Here is a 17,048-nt window from a genome sequence, read left to right on the forward strand (position 1 = left end):
GTTTCCTTCAATCATCAAATTGGACTTAACTTAACTCGGTAACGCCCTCGGAGGGAATCGAACCCCCATTTTAAGAACCGGAATCTTACGTGCTATCCGTTGCACCACGAGGGCAAAAAAAATAGAAAACTTACATAGAACAAGATCTTTAAAAACGTTTTCTTTAAGTAAAAAGACACTTTAATTTTATGCGGTACGATTATATATTATATGATAGAATTTTAGACATTGCAAGGAGTCTTTTGTTTAAAAACTGATGTAGCGGGTATGATGGAAATTAGATGTGGAAAACATTGGCTAACAGTAAACCCAGCTGTCGAATAAATCATCGGCTTCTTTTCAAGTCAATTGTTTGACCTTTATTGACCATCAGTGTATCATGAAGTTAGTTAATCAAATTCGCCAAGGTGAATTTGAGCCTTGAGGCAATCGCCTATGACTTTAACTTTATTCAGCTATGGCTTAAAATCCTCGGATAGTCTTCGACACTTTAAAAGTGAGTTGATTTTTGCAGTTGAATGAAGGTAAAAGCAGTTTTTTTTGCGAATATGTTATAATTACCCTTATTTTTAAAGGAGGAATTAAAAGATGAATTTAATCCCTACAGTTATTGAACAAACAAGCCGCGGGGAGCGTGCATATGATATTTACTCCCGACTTCTAAAAGACCGTATTATTATGCTTGGCAGCGCTATTGATGACAATGTAGCTAACTCGATTGTGGCGCAATTGTTATTCTTGGAAGCTGAAAACCCTGAGAAAGATATTACATTGTACATTAACAGCCCTGGCGGAAGTATTACAGCAGGTATGGCTATTTATGATACGATGCAATTTATTAAAGCCGATGTTTCAACCGTATGTACGGGTATGGCTGCTTCTATGGGTGCTTTTCTTCTGGCTGCTGGTGAAAAGGGCAAGCGTTATGTACTTCCAAATAGTGAAGTCATGATTCACCAACCATTAGGTGGAGCTCAAGGTCAAGCTACAGAAATTGAGATTGCTGCTAAACGGATTTTATTCTTACGTGATAAGCTTAATAAAATTCTTTCTGAACGTACTGGTCAACCGCTTGAAGTTATTGCAAAAGACACGGATCGTGATAACTTCATGACGGCTGAAAAAGCTGTTGAGTACGGATTAGTTGATAAAATCATCACACGTAATCCTGGAACTGAGAAAAAGGGCAAATAATGTAAGCAAAAAAACAACTCGCATTTTTTGTGCGAGTTGTTTTTTTATTGATTTTGTTGAATATACTCAGCCAGTTCTGCAATTGCCTCAACTTCATCTTTACCGTCGACTATTAATGTGATCACTGAGCCTGAACTAATCGCAAGACTCATCAATCCCATAATGCTTTTGGCATTTACTTTTTTTCCGTCCTTTTCTACAAATACATCAGATGAAAAGCGATTTGCTTCTTGAACGAACAAAGCTGCTGGTCTTGCCTGCAAACCTGTTTTTAATTTCACTTCTATTTGTTTTTCCACCATGTCTCTCTTACCTCCCTAATCCAATTCATTTATTTAAATCGTCTCTCCAGCCCGCAATTTGTCTGCAATTTCGTCAATCTTTCTTAAACGATGATTAATGCCAGATTTACTAATGCTGCCCCCAGAAACCATCTCTCCAAGTTCCTTTAATGTGACATCCTGATGGGCGACACGAAGCTCTGCAATTTCTCGTAATTTATCAGGTAAAATATGAAGGCCGACCGAGTCAGCAATATAGCGAATGTTTTCAACCTGTCTAAGCGAAGCACCAATCGTTTTATTTAAGTTTGCTGTTTCACAATTGACAAGTCGATTCACTGAGTTTCTCATATCTCGAACAATCCGGATATCTTCAAATTTCAGCAATGCGCTATGAGCACCGATAATGCTTAAGAAATCAGTAATTTTTTCTGCTTCCTTTAAGTAAGTAATAAACCCTTTTTTTCGTTCTAATGTTTTACTATTCAAACCAAATGTATTCATTAATTCACTTAAAGAGTCATTATGCTCTTTATAAAGTGAAAAAATTTCAAGATGATAGGACGATGTTTCGGGATTATTAACGGATCCACCTGCAAGAAAAGCACCGCGTAAATAAGAACGCTTACAGCATTTCTTTTTAATTAGCTCTGCAGAAATATCATGCGTAAAAACGAAGCCTTCACTTAAAATTTTTAGATCATCAAGAATTTCATTTGCTTTCTCTGACAATCGTACGATATACACGTTATTCTTTTTTAGCCTCATTTTTTTTCGAACAAGGAGTTCTACTTGTACATTATAATTCCTTTTTATTAGAATATAAATTCTTCTTGCGATCGCAGCATTTTCTGTTTGGATGTCGACAACTAACTTTCTATTTGAAAAAGAAATCGAACCATTCATCCGAATAAGTGCTGATAGTTCTGCTTTTCCGCAGCAATCTTTAACTTCAAGATTCGTTAATTCCTTTTTCGTTTCTGAAGCGAAAGACAATTTCCTTCACCTCCGCTTGTTCTTTTCCTTATTAATTAAAGAATATAAAAGCTCTGCAACAACCTTCGTATCGTGACGAATTTTGCCGTTTTTCAGTGTGACAATTTCGCCTGAAATCACTTCAAGCCCTAATTCATGAAGACGTTCAACATCGAAAACGACAGGCTTTGCCTTTTCTTCTCGATAACGTTCTTGAACTTGTAAAGGGATATTATCATTATTTACAAGAATCGTGTTCATAAAAGCACAGCTCATATGATCATAGATCGCTTTCACATGGTCACTTGCTGTAAAATTATACGTCTCACCCGCTTGTGTCATTAAGTTACATACATATACCTTTTTAGCAGAGGAACGACATACTTCAGCTCCAAGCTTCGGAACGAGTAAATTTGGCAAAATACTCGTATACAAACTTCCCGGTCCGATAATAATTAAATCTGCTTTTCTAATGGCAGAAATAGTTTCTGGAAGCGGCTTAATATTATTCGGTGTCAAAAATACCTTTTTTATTTTTTTCCCGGAATAAGGAATCTTCGACTCACCAGATACAATCGTTCCATCTTCCATCTCAGCATGTAAAATAACACTTTGATTTGCTGCCGGCAACACTTTCCCGCGTACATTTAATACTTTGCTCATTTCCTGAATAGCATGAACAAAATTCCCTGTTATGGAAGTCATTGCAGCCAGAATCAAATTACCAAGTGAGTGACCTGACAATTCATTTGAAGTTGTAAAACGATGCTGAAACATCTCCTCTACCAGCGGCTCAACATCGGATAATGCAGCTAATACATTACGGATATCACCAGGCGGCGGAATATGCAAATCATTTCTTAATCTCCCAGAGCTGCCGCCATCATCGGCTACTGTTACAATTGCTGTAATATCAAGAGGATATTGCTTTAATCCTCTTAATAGAACAGGAAGGCCTGTTCCTCCACCGATTATGACGATTCTTGGCTGTCTGTTTGCACTCATTTCCCATTATCCTTTCTCCTCTGAATATCACGGTGCGTAATACGAGTTGGATAATCATTTTTAAAATAATTACCTAGATATTCTGAAATAGCTACAGAGCGATGTTGGCCTCCCGTACAACCGATTGCAATGACGAGCTGCGCCTTGCCTTCTCTTTTATAATGCGGAAGCATAAAGCTTAATAATTCCGTTACTTTTTCGAGAAATTTATGTGTTTCCGTCCATTTCAGTACGTAAGTCGATACTTCCTCATCCAATCCCGTTTTCGGGCGCATATGATCAATATAATGAGGGTTCGGCAAAAACCTAACATCAAAAACAAGATCAGCATCAATCGGCAACCCATGTTTAAAGCCAAAAGACATTAGATTTACGGTGAAGAGCGTTGATTTATTGATCGAAAATTCCATTTGAATTTTCTCACGAAGTTCTCTCGGCTTCAAATGGGTCGTATTAAAAATAAGCTTGGCTCTTCCCTTCAGTTCATCCAAAAGCTCGCGTTCTAATTTAATTCCTTCTAACGGAAGTCCAGAGGGTGCAAGCGGATGAAATCTTCTCGTTTCCTTATATCTTCTCACTAATGTTGCATCATCCGCATCAAGGAAAAGAATTTGCGGCGTCACCCAAGATGTTTCTGAAAGATCATCAAGTGCAATGAACAAATGTTCAAAAAACTCTCGGCCACGAAGATCCATAACAAGCGCAACTTTATTCATTTTATTCCCAGCATCCTTCATCAATTCAAGCAATTTAGGTAATAAAGTTGGCGGCAAATTATCTACGCAGAAAAAACCAAGATCCTCAAAACTTTGAATGGCAACTGTTTTTCCTGCACCAGACATTCCTGTTATTATGACCATCTGAGTTTCATTTGTGGCGCCTATACTCATGCTTATTTTCCCCCTCTAACTTGGATCTAGCCGATAACTTATTAATTCGAAGCTTGGTGTATAGGTGAATGTCCCATAAATGATGCCTTTTCCATGAATCATATATTCTAATATATGGTAGTCCCCTGCAGCCATTGGAAGGTTTTTAATATGTTCAAAAGGGTGCCAATGAATTTTCCCTTCTTCTGATTCATCCAAATTTAGCCCGTCTGCTTCAGTTGCAAAGAAAGTAAACATCATCCATTCCGATACAATTTTGTCTCCTTCTTTCATAATGAAAGTAAAGATCCCTTTAATCTTCGGATTGCGTAAATAAATGCCTGTTTCTTCTCTGAACTCGCGAATGCATGAATCCCTAACTGATTCACCCTGCTCCATCTTCCCGCCTGGAGCTACCCACCAGCCGCGACTCGGCTTTTGTAATAACAAAACTTGATCATCTTTTAAAAGTACACAGTTAGTGACTCGCTGCAATTCTTTCACCTCTATTTTTAACCTAGGACAGAAGCTCTCGAGGTTAGGCAAAACGCCCGGCTAATTTTATTATTTCGACAGAGTTAATGTATATTTTATTATACTACTTTTGTTATACGGTCACAATTAATAGAAGGTTCCAGTCATTTTCGTTAAATATTAAAACATTTTTTTATCTGTGATAAAACAAGCACCAATTTTTTACAAAAAAAAAGCACAGTTTACCTGCGCTAAGAAAAAATATATCTTTAAAAGGGGGTCAATTTCATCTTCAATAATAGCTGATATTTGTTTCACCACTGTTACAGAATAATTAAATTGCAATAACTTTTTGTAAAGAATTGAAAAGCTCTACAATAAGCCATGTGTAGCTTTTCTAATTTAAGATTACTAACGTACAATAGTATATCTCATAATGATATCAAAAAAACGCAGACGAGCGCTAAATACTTGCGAATGTCTGCGTTTTTCTAATGTTACGCTTTCGTTTTTAAGCTTTCTTTTAATTCTTCGATATAGTGTTGGGCACTTTGGGCAGCAATACTGCCATCGCCAGTAGCTGTAACGATTTGGCGAAGCAGTTTCTCACGAATATCCCCAGCAGCAAAAATACCAGGAACCTTCGTTTCCATATTCTCATTTGTTTCGATATAGCCATTCTCATTCGTAATGCCTAAGCTTGCAAATGGCTTAGAAAGTGGAATCATTCCTACATAGACGAATACGCCATCCGCACTATATTCTTTCTCTTCACCTGTTTTTGTTGAAACAAGTGTCACGCTTCCTACTTTGCCATCTTTATCATTAATTTGCTTGACGGTATGGCTCCAAATAAAATCAATCTTTTCATTATCAAATGCACGCTGCTGTAAAATCGCTTGTGCGCGAAGCTCATCCCGACGATGGATAATCGTAACTTTTGAAGCGAAGCGCGTTAAATAAACACCTTCTTCAACAGCAGAATCTCCACCACCAATGACGACAAGTTCTCTTCCTTTAAAGAAAGCACCATCACAAACGGCACAATAAGAAACGCCACGTCCACCAAGTTCTTTTTCACCAGGAACACCAAGCTTGCGATATTCTGCACCAGTTGAAATGATGATAGCACGGCCCTTATATTGCTTTGAACCTGCTACAACTGTTTTATAATCTTCTCTATCAATAACTTCCTTAATATCACCGTAAGCATATTCAGCACCGAATTTTTTCGCGTGCTCAAACATTTTTGTTGATAAATCAGGACCTAAAATCGTTTCAAATCCTGGGTAGTTTTCAATTTCTTCCGTGTTGGCCATTTGTCCACCAGGAACGCCACGTTCGATCATTAAAGTTGATAAATTTGCTCGAGATGTATATACAGCAGCTGTCATACCGGCTGGTCCTGCGCCGACAATAATAACGTCATAAATTTTTTCTTCAGTCACGTTGTCTCACTCCTCCGATTACAGTACAGTGCATGGCATTTTGAAAGTTGCCATCAAAATATGCCTCGGTCTTTTAGTCCTAGATTTTTCAATATCATTTATCTAAGACAGCCGTTGCGTTCACTTTATTCAGCCAAGATGTATACGTAGAAAAATATCAGCTGCATATTTGCACCCTCTTCCGACATTTCCGTCAATGGCGTTGAATAAAGTTGAATGTATGTTTATAGTATATGCTTTCTAATATTATCCTATAAAAATAAACGACTTTCGTCCAAATATCTGCTCACTTAATGAAATTGTTCACTAATTTAATATATTTGCTTAAAGTTGACGAAGAAATATGATAATCACTAGCCATTTTTTGCTGTGATTCTTTTTCTCCTCTCAATTTTCGCCATACATATTCAACAGCAGCTGCCCAAGCATGATGATTTTTCAGTGGCAAATTATGATTTACGATTTCAACATAAATGGAAAACCACATTAAAAATAAGCCAACTTCAACAGTACCAATAGGATGATATTTTTCATATAGAAGCTCTGCAGTTTTATGTGCTGCAATGATATTCATTTGATTTGACTTATTTTCCGCACGAATAAAAGATAAATATTCTCGCTCTAAATGTGAGAATTTTTTATTTTGATTTATCTCTTCCGTTCCGAATAAATCCTCTTTCCGATAAGATATCGAGGTTAAAAATAAGGCAAAAAACCGCTCTTCAATATAATCACTGCTTAGCTTTTTAAGGATGGATGTATAATGATTTTCAAAACCATCATGACTAGTCTTTTCATCATTCCAAGGCTCGAAGCCCACTTTCTCTGGGTTTAGCTTAACTGCTTTTTCCCAAGCTGAATGGGCAAGCTGTTCCCTGCCGGTAAAATAAGCAGCATAAGAAAGCCAATAATAAAAAGCGCCATCCCCATCAAAACCTTTTTTCTCAAGCTTTCGCAGCCATGAAAAAGCTGCCTCATATTCACCAATTAAAGCAAAGGTTGCCCCAAGCTTAAATTGATGCTCAAACGATAAAGGCTTAATTTTTTTCAAAATCTCCTTCATCACATTAACTTCTTTAAAGTTTCGTTCATAAAAAGCAAATACAAGCTTATTGCAAAGTGCGTGTAAATTTCCCGGATTTTCCTTGAAAACCTTCTCTAAAATTTCTGCAGATTTTTGTGTCTCACCTAAGTAGAAATAGGCAAGAGCAAGATTATTATAAGCAGACCAATATTCTGGGTAATCAACAATGACAGAATTAAGAATTTCGACAGCCTTTGGAAAATGACCTGATTCAAGCAGCTCTCTCGCTTGCTCTTGTTTCGTAATTAATTCTTCATCTTCATATAGCTCTTCATCCATTTCCTCTGCTTCCAATGTCAATACTTCAAGCAAATCGATCGCATCATCAGCAAACTCCCCGTCTTCTTCAAAATCTAAATAGATATTTGCATGACGGTAAGCATCCTTAAAGAACCCTAGATGGGCATAGTTATTAGCAAGGAAATAATGACATTCCACCATATCTGCATCAAGCTCTTCAAGAATTTTATGCAATAATTGGTTGGCATAGTGATACTCGCCTGTTTCAGAGCAAATAATCGCTAATTGGCAGACAATCATCGGTTCATCTGGCTCTAGCTGCATCGCACGTTGTATATATTTTTTTGCTCTTTTAAGATCGCGTTTATGATATGCCTTTAATCCTTTCGTAAAATAATATTCACCTGTCGGATTAAAGGACAATATTTTCCCTTTTGTTTGTCTTGCTTTAGAGTCTTTACTCATAAAAAAATCATCCACCATTCTTATTTGCCTCAAGTAGTATATCATATGAGCAAGCTCTTGGAGAAGGGATAGGCGAAATCAAATTCAAGTTGCCATATTTTTTAAATAAAGCCTCTATAAACATGGCTGTTGATTTCCGCTCCAATCAACGGGTGCAAAAGTCAACATTGTCCTTTCACAGAGCCAATATAAAAAGAATGATCATCAAAGAAATTTTTTCATAATAAATAATAAAAAAATCGACCGTTATTCAGCCGATTTTTCCCGCCTTTTTTCCAGTACACTCAAAACTTCTTTTAAAGGTAACTGCTGCTCCCGTAATAAAACAAGCAAATGGAAAAGTAAGTCTGCCACTTCCCATTTTAGCTCTTCAATATCACGATTTTTTGCAGCGATAATAACTTCAGAAGCTTCTTCACCAACCTTCTTCAACATTTTATCGAGGCCCTTTTCGAATAAATATGTCGTATAAGCTCCTTCCGGACGCTGCAGCTCCCGCTCATTAATAATTTCTTCAAGTTCGAGAAGAATTTGAGTGTTAGGAGTACTTGAACGTTCAGCATTTCCATAAATCCCCTCCGAGAAGCAGCTTTTAGCTCCGGTATGACATGCGGGACCAGCAGGTTCAACAAGGACGACGATCGAATCTCTGTCACAATCCCATTTCATTTCACTAATTTTCTGGGTGTTTCCGCTTGTTTCTCCTTTATGCCAAAGCTCTTGTCGTGAACGACTGAAAAACCACGTCTCGCCTGTTTCGATTGATTTTTCAAGTGATTCTCGATTCATATAAGCAAGGGTCAGTACTTCTTTCGTCCTTGCATCTTGAACAATTGCTGGGATAAGGCCTTGCCCATCAAAGACAATTTCTTCGATATTCATCGGACACTCACCCCTTTTTCCTTTAAATAAGTTTTTACTTCCGTTACAGATGTTTCTTTATCGTGAAAGATAGAAGCAGCGAGAGCAGCGTCTGCCTTCCCATCCATAAAAGCTTCAGCAAAATGCGCCGCATTTCCTGCCCCACCTGAAGCAATTACCGGAATAGATACAGCTTCACTAACCGCTTTCGTTAATGGAAGATTAAACCCGTTTTTCTCACCGTCACAATCCATGCTCGTCAGTAAAATTTCCCCGGCACCAAGAACAACTACTTTTTTTGCCCAGTCAATGACTTCCCAAGCTGTCGGTGTTTTTCCGCCATGTGTATACACCCGCCATGAGCCCAGATCCGGATCATATTTTGCGTCAATTGCCACGACAATACATTGGGAGCCGAAAAACGCTGCACCCTCTGAAATTAATTGAGGATTGTTTACAGCAGCAGTATTTATAGATACTTTATCTGCACCTGCTCTCAATATTCTTTTCATATCATCTAATGAGTTGATTCCCCCACCGACTGTAAAGGGGATGGCAAGTTCAGACGCAACGGCTTTGACGACATGAACCATTGTTTGACGTCCTTCGACTGACGCTGATATATCAAGAAAAACAAGCTCATCAGCACCTTGTTCATCATAAAAACGAGCGAGCTCAACTGGGTCTCCAGCATCCCGAAGCTGTACGAACTGAATGCCTTTTACTACCCGTCCATCTTTTACATCTAAGCATGGAATAATTCGTTTCGTTAACATGTAGCCCTCACCTCATCAAGTGCTTCCAATACTGAAAAACGTCCTTCATAAATTGCTTTGCCAATAATTACACCTGAAACACCCTCTTCATTAAACTTCTTTAAGCTAGCTAAATCAGCAAGCTTGCTAATGCCACCTGAAGCTATCACACTTTTCTTCGTTTCTTTCGCCAGCTGCCTCACAGCTTCAACATTCGGTCCGGAAAGCATTCCATCTGTTGCAATATCTGTAAAAATAAATGTTTCCGCTCCTGCTTCAGCAAAGCGTTTTCCAAGCTCGACTGCCTTCATCTCAGAAGTATTTAGCCAGCCATCTGTTGCAACATATCCATTCTTTGCATCAAGTCCGACCGCAATTCGGCTGCCATATTTCTTGAGCATCTCAATGGCAAATTGTGGGTTAGAAACAGCCACACTTCCGATAATGACACGTGCTATGCCATTTTCTAAATAATGAATGATGTCTGCTTCTGTACGAATGCCGCCGCCAATTTGAATATGTACCTTTAATTCGGTGGCAGCCTTAATGACAAATGCATCATTCACTCTTTTACCATCCTTCGCTCCGTCAAGATCAACCATATGAATCCAGCTGGCCCCTGCAGCAGCAAACCTTTTTGCCATCTCAAAAGGAGAATCACCATAAACGGTTTCCTGCTGGTAATCCCCCTGCAGCAAGCGCACACATTTGCCGCCCCTCATATCAATTGCCAGATATATTGTAAAACTCATGAATGACGCCTCCTTTCTCTACTATCCTTGTAAAATTATGCAGTAATGCCATTCCAAGCTTGCTGCTTTTTTCGGGATGAAATTGCATCCCGATCACATCTCCTTTTCCTACAACCGCTGGAATAGCCTTCCCTTCGTATAGACTCTTTGCTAATATGACATCCTCATCCGATGATTTAACATAATACGAGTGTACAAAATAAACGTAGTCTTCGTTCACATATTGAAAAATAGGGTTTTCCTTCATAAATTCCAAGCGATTCCAGCCCATATACCCATGCCATAATCAATGAGGCCTATCATTTATAACAGCCCTTTCGTTGAAGGAACTCCTTTCATTTGTGGATCGACGGTTGTCGCTTCTTTTAATGAACGTCCTAATGCTTTAAAAATCGCCTCGATCATATGGTGAGTATTGTGACCATAGTGAACGATAACGTGAAGATTCATCCTCGCTTCAAGGGCAAGCTTCCATAGAAATTCACGGACTAGCTCCGTATCGAATGTGCCTACTTTCTTACTCGGAAATTCCGCCCGCATTTCTAAATGTGGACGATTGCTTAAATCAATTACAACTTGAGCGAGAGCCTCATCCATCGGCACGAACGCATTTCCATAGCGATTGATTCCTTCCTTATTGCCTAGCGCTTCCTTTATCACTTGTCCAAGGCAAATACCGATATCCTCTGTCGTATGGTGATCATCGATTTCAATATCCCCTTTAGCGTTCACAGTTAAATCAAACTGCCCATGCTTCGTAAATAAATCAAGCATATGAGTTAAAAACGGGACACCTGTAGCCAATTGACTTTCCCCTTGGCCATCAAGGTTCATCGATAAATAAATATCTGTCTCATTTGTTTTTCTCGTTGTTTCTGAAACTCTAGTCACCCTCATTCCTCCTATTTCAACCGAATTTCAATTGCCCTCGCATGTGCTTCAAGCCCTTCAAGCCTTGCAAATGAAGCAATTTTTTCTCCGTTCTCCCTTAAAGCTTTTTCACTGTAAAAAATAATGCTCGATTTCTTTTGAAAATCTTCCACATTTAAAGGGCTTGAAAAGCGAGCTGTGCCGTTCGTTGGCAACACATGATTAGGTCCTGCAAAATAATCCCCAACAGGTTCAGGACTAAATCTCCCAATGAAAATAGCACCTGCATGGCGGATCTGCCCGATATATTCAAACGCATTTTTCGTTAAAATTTCTAAATGCTCTGGTGCAAGACGATTGATCGTCTCAACTGCTTCATCCATCGTATTCGTCACATAAATGGCACCGAAGTTTTCAATGGATTGTGCAGCAATTTCTTGTCGAGGAAGCTGAGATAACTGCTTGTCAACTTCCTTCGCTACCTCATCAGCTAAAGACTGTGAAGGGGTAACAAGAATGCTGCAGGAAAATACATCATGCTCCGCTTGTGATAATAAATCAGCCGCAACTTCCTCTGGTTTTGCTGTATCATCGGCAAGAATGGCGATTTCGCTCGGACCTGCAATCATATCAATGTCAACATCTCCAAAAACCTCACGTTTTGCTAAAGCAACATATAAATTGCCTGGTCCTGTTATTTTATCAACACGATCAATCGTTTCTGTTCCATAGGCAAGTGCTGCTATTGCTTGTGCACCGCCGATTTTATATATTTCTTCCGCACCTGCCTCTTGTGCTGCTACGAGTACGGCGGCTGGAAGCTTGCCTGTTTTTTTATTAGGGGGTGAAGTAATGACGATTCTCTTCACTCCAGCCACCTTTGCAGGAATGACATTCATTAACACTGAGGAAGGATAAGCGGCTGTTCCACCTGGCACATATAGGCCAACAGAATCAAGCGGAGTTACCTTCTGGCCAAGAATCGAGCCATTTTCAGCTGTTGTCATCCAAGAAGGGCGGAGCTGCTTTTCATGGAAGGAACGAATATTTTTGGCAGCTGCTTTTATAATCTCAAGAGTGTCCTCATTAATTTCTAGATAAGCTTCTCGTTTCTCCGCATCCGTTACGGTGAACGCTGTCAATAAAATTCCATCAAACTTCTCCGTAAATGCAGTTAATGCCTGATCCCCACTTTTGCGAACCGACTCAATAATTGTTTTAACAATAGCTCGCTGCTCTTCTGTTCCGCTATCAACAGATCGTTTAATAGATAGATCGTCACTTACTTTTAAAATCCGCAACATCGATTCACTCCTTAATGGCTGATGCACCCAGTGTTCTTCCATGCTCTAATCAAAATTCGCTGCTTTGTAATCTCTTTATTTCACTTAATCGTTCAACAAGCTCACGAATACGATCATCCTTCAGTTGAAAGCTTGCTGGGTTTACGATTAGCCTAGAAGTAATTTCAACTATTTTTTCATATTCCACTAAGCCATTTTCCTTTAAAGTTCTCCCAGTTGAGACAATATCAACAATTCGATCAGCAAGACCGATTAAAGGAGCTAGCTCGATCGAACCGTTCAGCTTAATGACTTCCACCTGCTCACCTTGTTCTCGAAAATAAGCTGATGCCACATTCGGATATTTTGTAGCAATTTTTGGTGCGATGTCATTCATTTTCGTATTTGGCAATCCAGCCACAGCGAGATAGCAAGCGCTAATTTTTAAATCGAGGAGTTCATATACAATTCTTTCCTCTTCAAGCAGAACATCCTTCCCAGCAATTCCGAGGTCAGCAACACCGTGCTCCACATAAATAGGAACATCCATTGGCTTAGCTAAAATGAAGCGAAAGTTTTCTTCTGGAACATCAATAATCAATTTTCTAGAATCATCAAATTCTGGCGGCAATCGAAAGCCTGCTTGACAGAGAATCTCAACCGCATCATTGAATATTCGCCCCTTTGGCATAGCAATTGTTAATCTCTCTCTCATGTAACCGCCTCTTTTCCAGCTTTACCGACTAAAAAGATGATGTCTTCGTAGTATTTCGTACATTTATCAATGTCCTTTACCCCATTTATATCTTGGAGGATAATCTTTTTCCCTAATTGGCGCTCTTTCTGTGCGAATTGAAAAGCTTCTTTTCGACGTTCTTGACTAAATAATATACATGCAACAGGTTTACATTGAATGTCACTATGGAGTGCTTCAATGAGACGATCCATTCGCAGAGCGAAACCGGTCGCCCCAGTTGATTTCCCGAATTTTTCGAGTAGCATGTCATAACGTCCACCATTGCCAATTGGATATCCAATATGACCTGCATACACTTCAAAAACAATTCCGGTATAGTAACTCATATGACTCACGAGTGTTAAATCAAAGCTTGTCATTTCCTCCAGTTCATAATCAATAAGCATTTCCCATAGCTGTTGAAGTTGAGCAACCGCCTCTTTTCCATGATCATTTTCGAGCAGGCTATAAGCCATTTCAATGATCTCTTCCCTCCCTCTTAATTTTAAAAAATCAAGAAGGCGTTGCTTATCTATGGATGAGAGTGCCAGATTTTTGACATGCTCGCGATAGCCTACATAATTTTTCTCGAATAAATATTTTATTAAAGCCTCTACTCTTTCATCTGTCCCTAAAATTTGTTGAAAAAACATTCTTACAAAACCAATATGACCGATCGAAAGTGAAAAATATTCAAGTCCTGCCGCTTTCAAGGAATGGATCGTTAATGCAATCCCTTCTCCATCAGCGCTAATGGTTGAATCGCCAATGCATTCAATCCCAATTTGTTCAAATTCAGCCGGACTTCCACCTTCCCTTTGCTGGGCACGAAAAACATTTGCTGAATAAGCGAGACGAATAGGCAATTCATTTTTCAATAGGCGAGATGCAGCAACCCTTGCAATAGGCGCCGTCATATCTGGACGCAAAACAAGTGTATGCCCTTGCTGATCAAGGAGCTTGAATAGCTGTTGGTCTAGGATTGCCGATGCAGAGCCGACCGTTTCGTAATATTCAAGAGTTGGTGTTTCGATAAATTGATAGCCCCAATTTGTCATCTCTTTCGCTATTTTCGTTCGTACGATTTGTTTTCTTTCATATAATTTTGGCAATGTATCTCTCATGCCTAATGGTTTTTCAAACATAAATAAGCCGCTCACTGCTTTCCTCCTTCCAAAAAGTCCATATGTATCTATCTTGATAGAAATCTGAGGTAGGATTTTTGGAACTCGGTGAGAGAGCCAGTTTCTTTTTTGACCTCGACTTCAAAATAAGATTTTATAATTACTTTAGTTTGCTAATATGGTAGAGAAATAAAGTTATATGTATTTTAACGTTCTCATCATATTCCGTCAATCATTAATCTAGAATTCTGTTCAAGTTTTTATTACCTAACTTTTTGAGAAGAAAAGTAGTGATGGATAAAAAAAACAGGAATGGATAAGGAGTCATATAAACAAAAAAAAGCCCTGTCAGCATTTTTTGCTAACAGAGCTTAATTATTAGGATAAATCTTATTCTATAAAGTTTCCTCTACGATAGATCGGGTCATCAGCCCAACGTGCCTCAAGTTCTTCTTTTGTATAAATGATTCGCATTGGGTTGCCCCCAACGAAGCAGCCAGGAGGGACATCTTTATGAACGAGCGTACCAGCAGATACGATGGCTCCATCTCCAATTGATATGCCGGGCAAAATGGTTGAATTCGCTCCAATCATAACTTCGCTGCCAATTTCAACTTGTCCAAGCCGATATTCTTTAATTAAATATTCATGGGCAAGAATGGTTGTATTGTATCCAATAACTGTATTGCGGCCGACACTAATTTTTTCTGGAAACATGACATCAAGCATAACCATGAGTGCAAATGATGTTTCTTCCCCAACATTCATGCGTAAAAAGGTTCGATAGAGCCAATTTTTCATGCCTAAAAATGGTGTGTAGCGCGCAAGCTGGATTACTATAAAATTCTTAACGACTTTCAAAAAAGGGACGGTTTTGTATACATGCCAAAGGGAATTCGCACCTTCGACTGGAAATCGTTCCGTTCTCCTCATTTCATTTCTACCTCGAGAATTTTGAGCAAATCGGTCATGTTTTCAAGTATATAATCTGGTTCGAAGCCTAATAAAAATTCTTTTCCTTTAAGACTCCAGGCGACACCAGCTGTTTTAGTACCTGCATTTTTTCCACCTAAAATATCATGTGAGTTATCTCCGACCATAATCGCTTCCTCAGGAGATGAGCCTAAAAGCTCTAATGCCTTATGAATTGGTTCTGGGTCTGGCTTTGCTTTTTGTACATGGTCTAATGCAACAATGACATCGAAAAACTGGTCAAGTTTTGTCAGCTTTAACCCTTTTTCAACCGTTCGTAAAACCTTTGTTGTCACAATACCTATTTTAAAGCCCGCATTCTTCAATGCCTGAATCGTTTCAAAAACACCGGGAAATTCTTTCACAAGCAAATCATGATTACGAATATTGAACTCTCGATATGCCTCAATCATTTCATCGACTTTTTCAGGATTAATTGATTCAAAGGTTTCTCTTAAAGTCGGACCCATAAAAGGCAGTACATCGTTTCGCTTATATTTCTCAGGGTAATAATTATTTAGCGTATATAAAAATGAATCAATAATTAATTCGTTCGTATCAATTAAAGTTCCATCTAAATCAAATAAAACTGTATTAACTTGTGTGCTCATATGTTGTTTCCTTTCTCTTATTGAAATCTGCACGATTCCAAATAAATGCGACAATTAATGTTAGCAAAATGGCGACACCTAAACGTATGAAGAAGAGTGGGAGAATCGGGATGCCTAACGGAACGAATATTAATGTATCCTCAACGACAGCATGACAGGCAACGAGAAAAATAAAGGCAATCGTTGCGTCTTTTTTACTAACTCCATCCTCTTTCACCGCTTGAATCATCACGCCTGCTCCAAACGCAAGCCCGAATAATAAACCTGCAGCTAACGTCGTCGACGTATTTTCCTTCATGCCTAATCCTCTTGTAATCGGAGCCATCCATTTCGAAAAGACGGCGAGCCACTTATAATCCTTTAGTAGCTGAATAACGATCATTAATGGGATGACAATCATCGCAAGCTGCAATATTCCAAGCCCTGCTTTTTCTAAAGCATTTATTAGGATCGGACCCCATCCAACGATTTGTTCTTCCTTTGCTGGGATAAATCCGTATTTCGCAATTTCTGAACCACCTTGCCATACAAGATTTATAATGATAGCTGAAATAATGGCTAAGCCTACCCTTACAGCAACCATTATCCATAGCTTTACTCCTACTTTCACGGCGACACTTGATTCAACGAGAAGATTATGTGAAAAGGAAAGCATAACGGCGATAATAAAGACTTCCTTTACAGTCAAATCAAGTGATAAAATCGCTCCGATTCCTGCATATAAATTTAGGAAATTCCCTAATACAATCGGAATGGCCGCATCGCCTGATAAACCAATCATATTCATGAGGGGGGTTATTAGTTTGATTATCCATGGCAGCACAGGTGTATGCTGGAGCACGGCGACTATTACGGTTATGGGAAAGATAATTTTCCCTAATGTCCAAGTTGTTTTTAAACCAACTAATATCCCCCTTTTTGATGATTCAACAAACATTTCTCGCTCTCCCTCTATCTTATATATCAAATCAGCCTAGATTTTTGATTCTCACAAATTTTGCCGCCAGAATGAATCTCACTTCTTCAAGATGTAGGAGACTTTTGCTGAA

General features: G+C 38.8%; 19 protein-coding genes and 1 tRNA gene. 1 reads left to right on the forward strand and 19 read right to left on the reverse strand.

Annotation, left to right across the window (positions count from 1 at the left end; translation table 11 throughout):
• Positions 1-42: 42 nt before the first annotated feature.
• Positions 43-114: transfer RNA gene (locus KDN24_RS23480), tRNA-Arg, on the reverse strand.
• A 474-nt stretch (positions 115-588) separates the two neighbouring features.
• Between KDN24_RS23480 and clpP the strand changes: the two genes are divergently transcribed.
• A complete protein-coding gene (gene clpP, locus KDN24_RS23485; RefSeq protein ID WP_409973416.1) occupies positions 589-1,194 on the forward strand; it encodes an ATP-dependent Clp endopeptidase proteolytic subunit ClpP in 606 nt (201 codons plus the stop codon).
• A gap of 44 nt (positions 1,195-1,238) precedes the next feature.
• Here the strand turns inward: clpP and KDN24_RS23490 are convergent, their stop codons facing one another.
• The 18 genes from KDN24_RS23490 to KDN24_RS23575 all read right to left on the reverse strand — a co-directional run bounded on the left by KDN24_RS23490 (position 1,239) and on the right by KDN24_RS23575 (position 16,936).
• Positions 1,239-1,496: an HPr family phosphocarrier protein gene (locus KDN24_RS23490; RefSeq protein ID WP_409973415.1), complete on the reverse strand. Its 258-nt coding sequence runs from the start codon at positions 1,494-1,496 to the stop codon at positions 1,239-1,241.
• Positions 1,497-1,529: 33 nt separating this feature from the next.
• Positions 1,530-2,471, reverse strand: coding sequence for a DNA-binding protein WhiA (whiA, locus tag KDN24_RS23495; RefSeq protein WP_409973414.1), 942 nt, complete (start codon positions 2,469-2,471; stop codon positions 1,530-1,532).
• Between the two features lie 6 nt (positions 2,472-2,477).
• Entirely contained in the window at positions 2,478-3,455 is a 978-nt protein-coding gene (gene mgfK, locus KDN24_RS23500; RefSeq protein WP_409973413.1) for a gluconeogenesis morphogenetic factor MgfK, read from the reverse strand.
• The gene (rapZ, locus tag KDN24_RS23505; RefSeq protein WP_491348190.1) at positions 3,452-4,345 is read right to left on the reverse strand and encodes an RNase adapter RapZ; all 894 of its coding nucleotides are present in this window, start codon (positions 4,343-4,345) and stop codon (positions 3,452-3,454) included. The genes mgfK and rapZ overlap by 4 nt, the downstream gene beginning before the upstream one ends.
• 15 nt (positions 4,346-4,360) lie before the next feature.
• Positions 4,361-4,819, reverse strand: a complete 459-nt coding sequence (locus tag KDN24_RS23510) for an 8-oxo-dGTP diphosphatase (RefSeq protein ID WP_409973412.1) — start codon at positions 4,817-4,819, stop codon at positions 4,361-4,363.
• Positions 4,820-5,295: 476 nt separating this feature from the next.
• Positions 5,296-6,246, reverse strand: a complete 951-nt coding sequence (gene trxB / locus KDN24_RS23515) for a thioredoxin-disulfide reductase (protein WP_409973411.1) — start codon at positions 6,244-6,246, stop codon at positions 5,296-5,298.
• Positions 6,247-6,532: 286 nt separating this feature from the next.
• On the reverse strand, positions 6,533-8,035 hold the full coding sequence (locus KDN24_RS23520; RefSeq protein ID WP_409973410.1) for a tetratricopeptide repeat protein: 1,503 nt from the start codon (positions 8,033-8,035) through the stop codon (positions 6,533-6,535).
• 246 nt (positions 8,036-8,281) lie between these two features.
• On the reverse strand, positions 8,282-8,917 hold the full coding sequence (hisIE, locus tag KDN24_RS23525) for a bifunctional phosphoribosyl-AMP cyclohydrolase/phosphoribosyl-ATP diphosphatase HisIE (protein WP_409973409.1): 636 nt from the start codon (positions 8,915-8,917) through the stop codon (positions 8,282-8,284).
• Positions 8,914-9,672 carry an imidazole glycerol phosphate synthase subunit HisF gene (hisF, locus tag KDN24_RS23530; protein ID WP_409973408.1) on the reverse strand — a complete coding sequence of 253 codons (759 nt, stop codon included), beginning with the start codon at positions 9,670-9,672 and terminating at the stop codon, positions 8,914-8,916. Before hisF ends, hisIE begins: the two co-directional genes overlap by 4 nt.
• The gene (hisA, locus tag KDN24_RS23535) at positions 9,666-10,403 is read right to left on the reverse strand and encodes a 1-(5-phosphoribosyl)-5-[(5-phosphoribosylamino)methylideneamino]imidazole-4-carboxamide isomerase (RefSeq protein WP_409973407.1); all 738 of its coding nucleotides are present in this window, start codon (positions 10,401-10,403) and stop codon (positions 9,666-9,668) included. The genes hisF and hisA overlap by 7 nt, the downstream gene beginning before the upstream one ends.
• Entirely contained in the window at positions 10,375-10,674 is a 300-nt protein-coding gene (locus KDN24_RS23540) for a glutamine amidotransferase-related protein (RefSeq protein WP_409973406.1), read from the reverse strand. The genes hisA and KDN24_RS23540 overlap by 29 nt, the downstream gene beginning before the upstream one ends.
• Before the next feature lie 32 nt (positions 10,675-10,706).
• Positions 10,707-11,300, reverse strand: coding sequence for an imidazoleglycerol-phosphate dehydratase HisB (hisB, locus tag KDN24_RS23545; protein ID WP_409973405.1), 594 nt, complete (start codon positions 11,298-11,300; stop codon positions 10,707-10,709).
• Positions 11,301-11,305: 5 nt separating this feature from the next.
• The gene (gene hisD / locus KDN24_RS23550; protein ID WP_491348503.1) at positions 11,306-12,574 is read right to left on the reverse strand and encodes a histidinol dehydrogenase; all 1,269 of its coding nucleotides are present in this window, start codon (positions 12,572-12,574) and stop codon (positions 11,306-11,308) included.
• A 52-nt stretch (positions 12,575-12,626) separates the two neighbouring features.
• Positions 12,627-13,271, reverse strand: a complete 645-nt coding sequence (gene hisG, locus KDN24_RS23555; protein ID WP_409973404.1) for an ATP phosphoribosyltransferase — start codon at positions 13,269-13,271, stop codon at positions 12,627-12,629.
• Positions 13,268-14,452, reverse strand: coding sequence for an ATP phosphoribosyltransferase regulatory subunit (locus KDN24_RS23560; RefSeq protein WP_409973403.1), 1,185 nt, complete (start codon positions 14,450-14,452; stop codon positions 13,268-13,270). Before KDN24_RS23560 ends, hisG begins: the two co-directional genes overlap by 4 nt.
• Before the next feature lie 354 nt (positions 14,453-14,806).
• Positions 14,807-15,349: an acyltransferase gene (locus tag KDN24_RS23565; protein ID WP_409973402.1), complete on the reverse strand. Its 543-nt coding sequence runs from the start codon at positions 15,347-15,349 to the stop codon at positions 14,807-14,809.
• Entirely contained in the window at positions 15,346-15,999 is a 654-nt protein-coding gene (gene ppaX / locus KDN24_RS23570) for a pyrophosphatase PpaX (RefSeq protein WP_491348191.1), read from the reverse strand. Before ppaX ends, KDN24_RS23565 begins: the two co-directional genes overlap by 4 nt.
• Positions 15,983-16,936 (reverse strand): nucleoside recognition domain-containing protein, encoded by a 954-nt coding sequence (locus tag KDN24_RS23575; RefSeq protein WP_491348192.1) that lies wholly within the window; start codon positions 16,934-16,936, stop codon positions 15,983-15,985. The genes ppaX and KDN24_RS23575 overlap by 17 nt, the downstream gene beginning before the upstream one ends.
• Positions 16,937-17,048 lie beyond the last annotated feature (112 nt).

The sequence above is a fragment of the Cytobacillus sp. Bva_UNVM-123 genome (assembly GCF_046351715.2).
In the GTDB taxonomy this organism is placed as follows: domain Bacteria; phylum Bacillota; class Bacilli; order Bacillales; family Cytobacillaceae; genus Cytobacillus.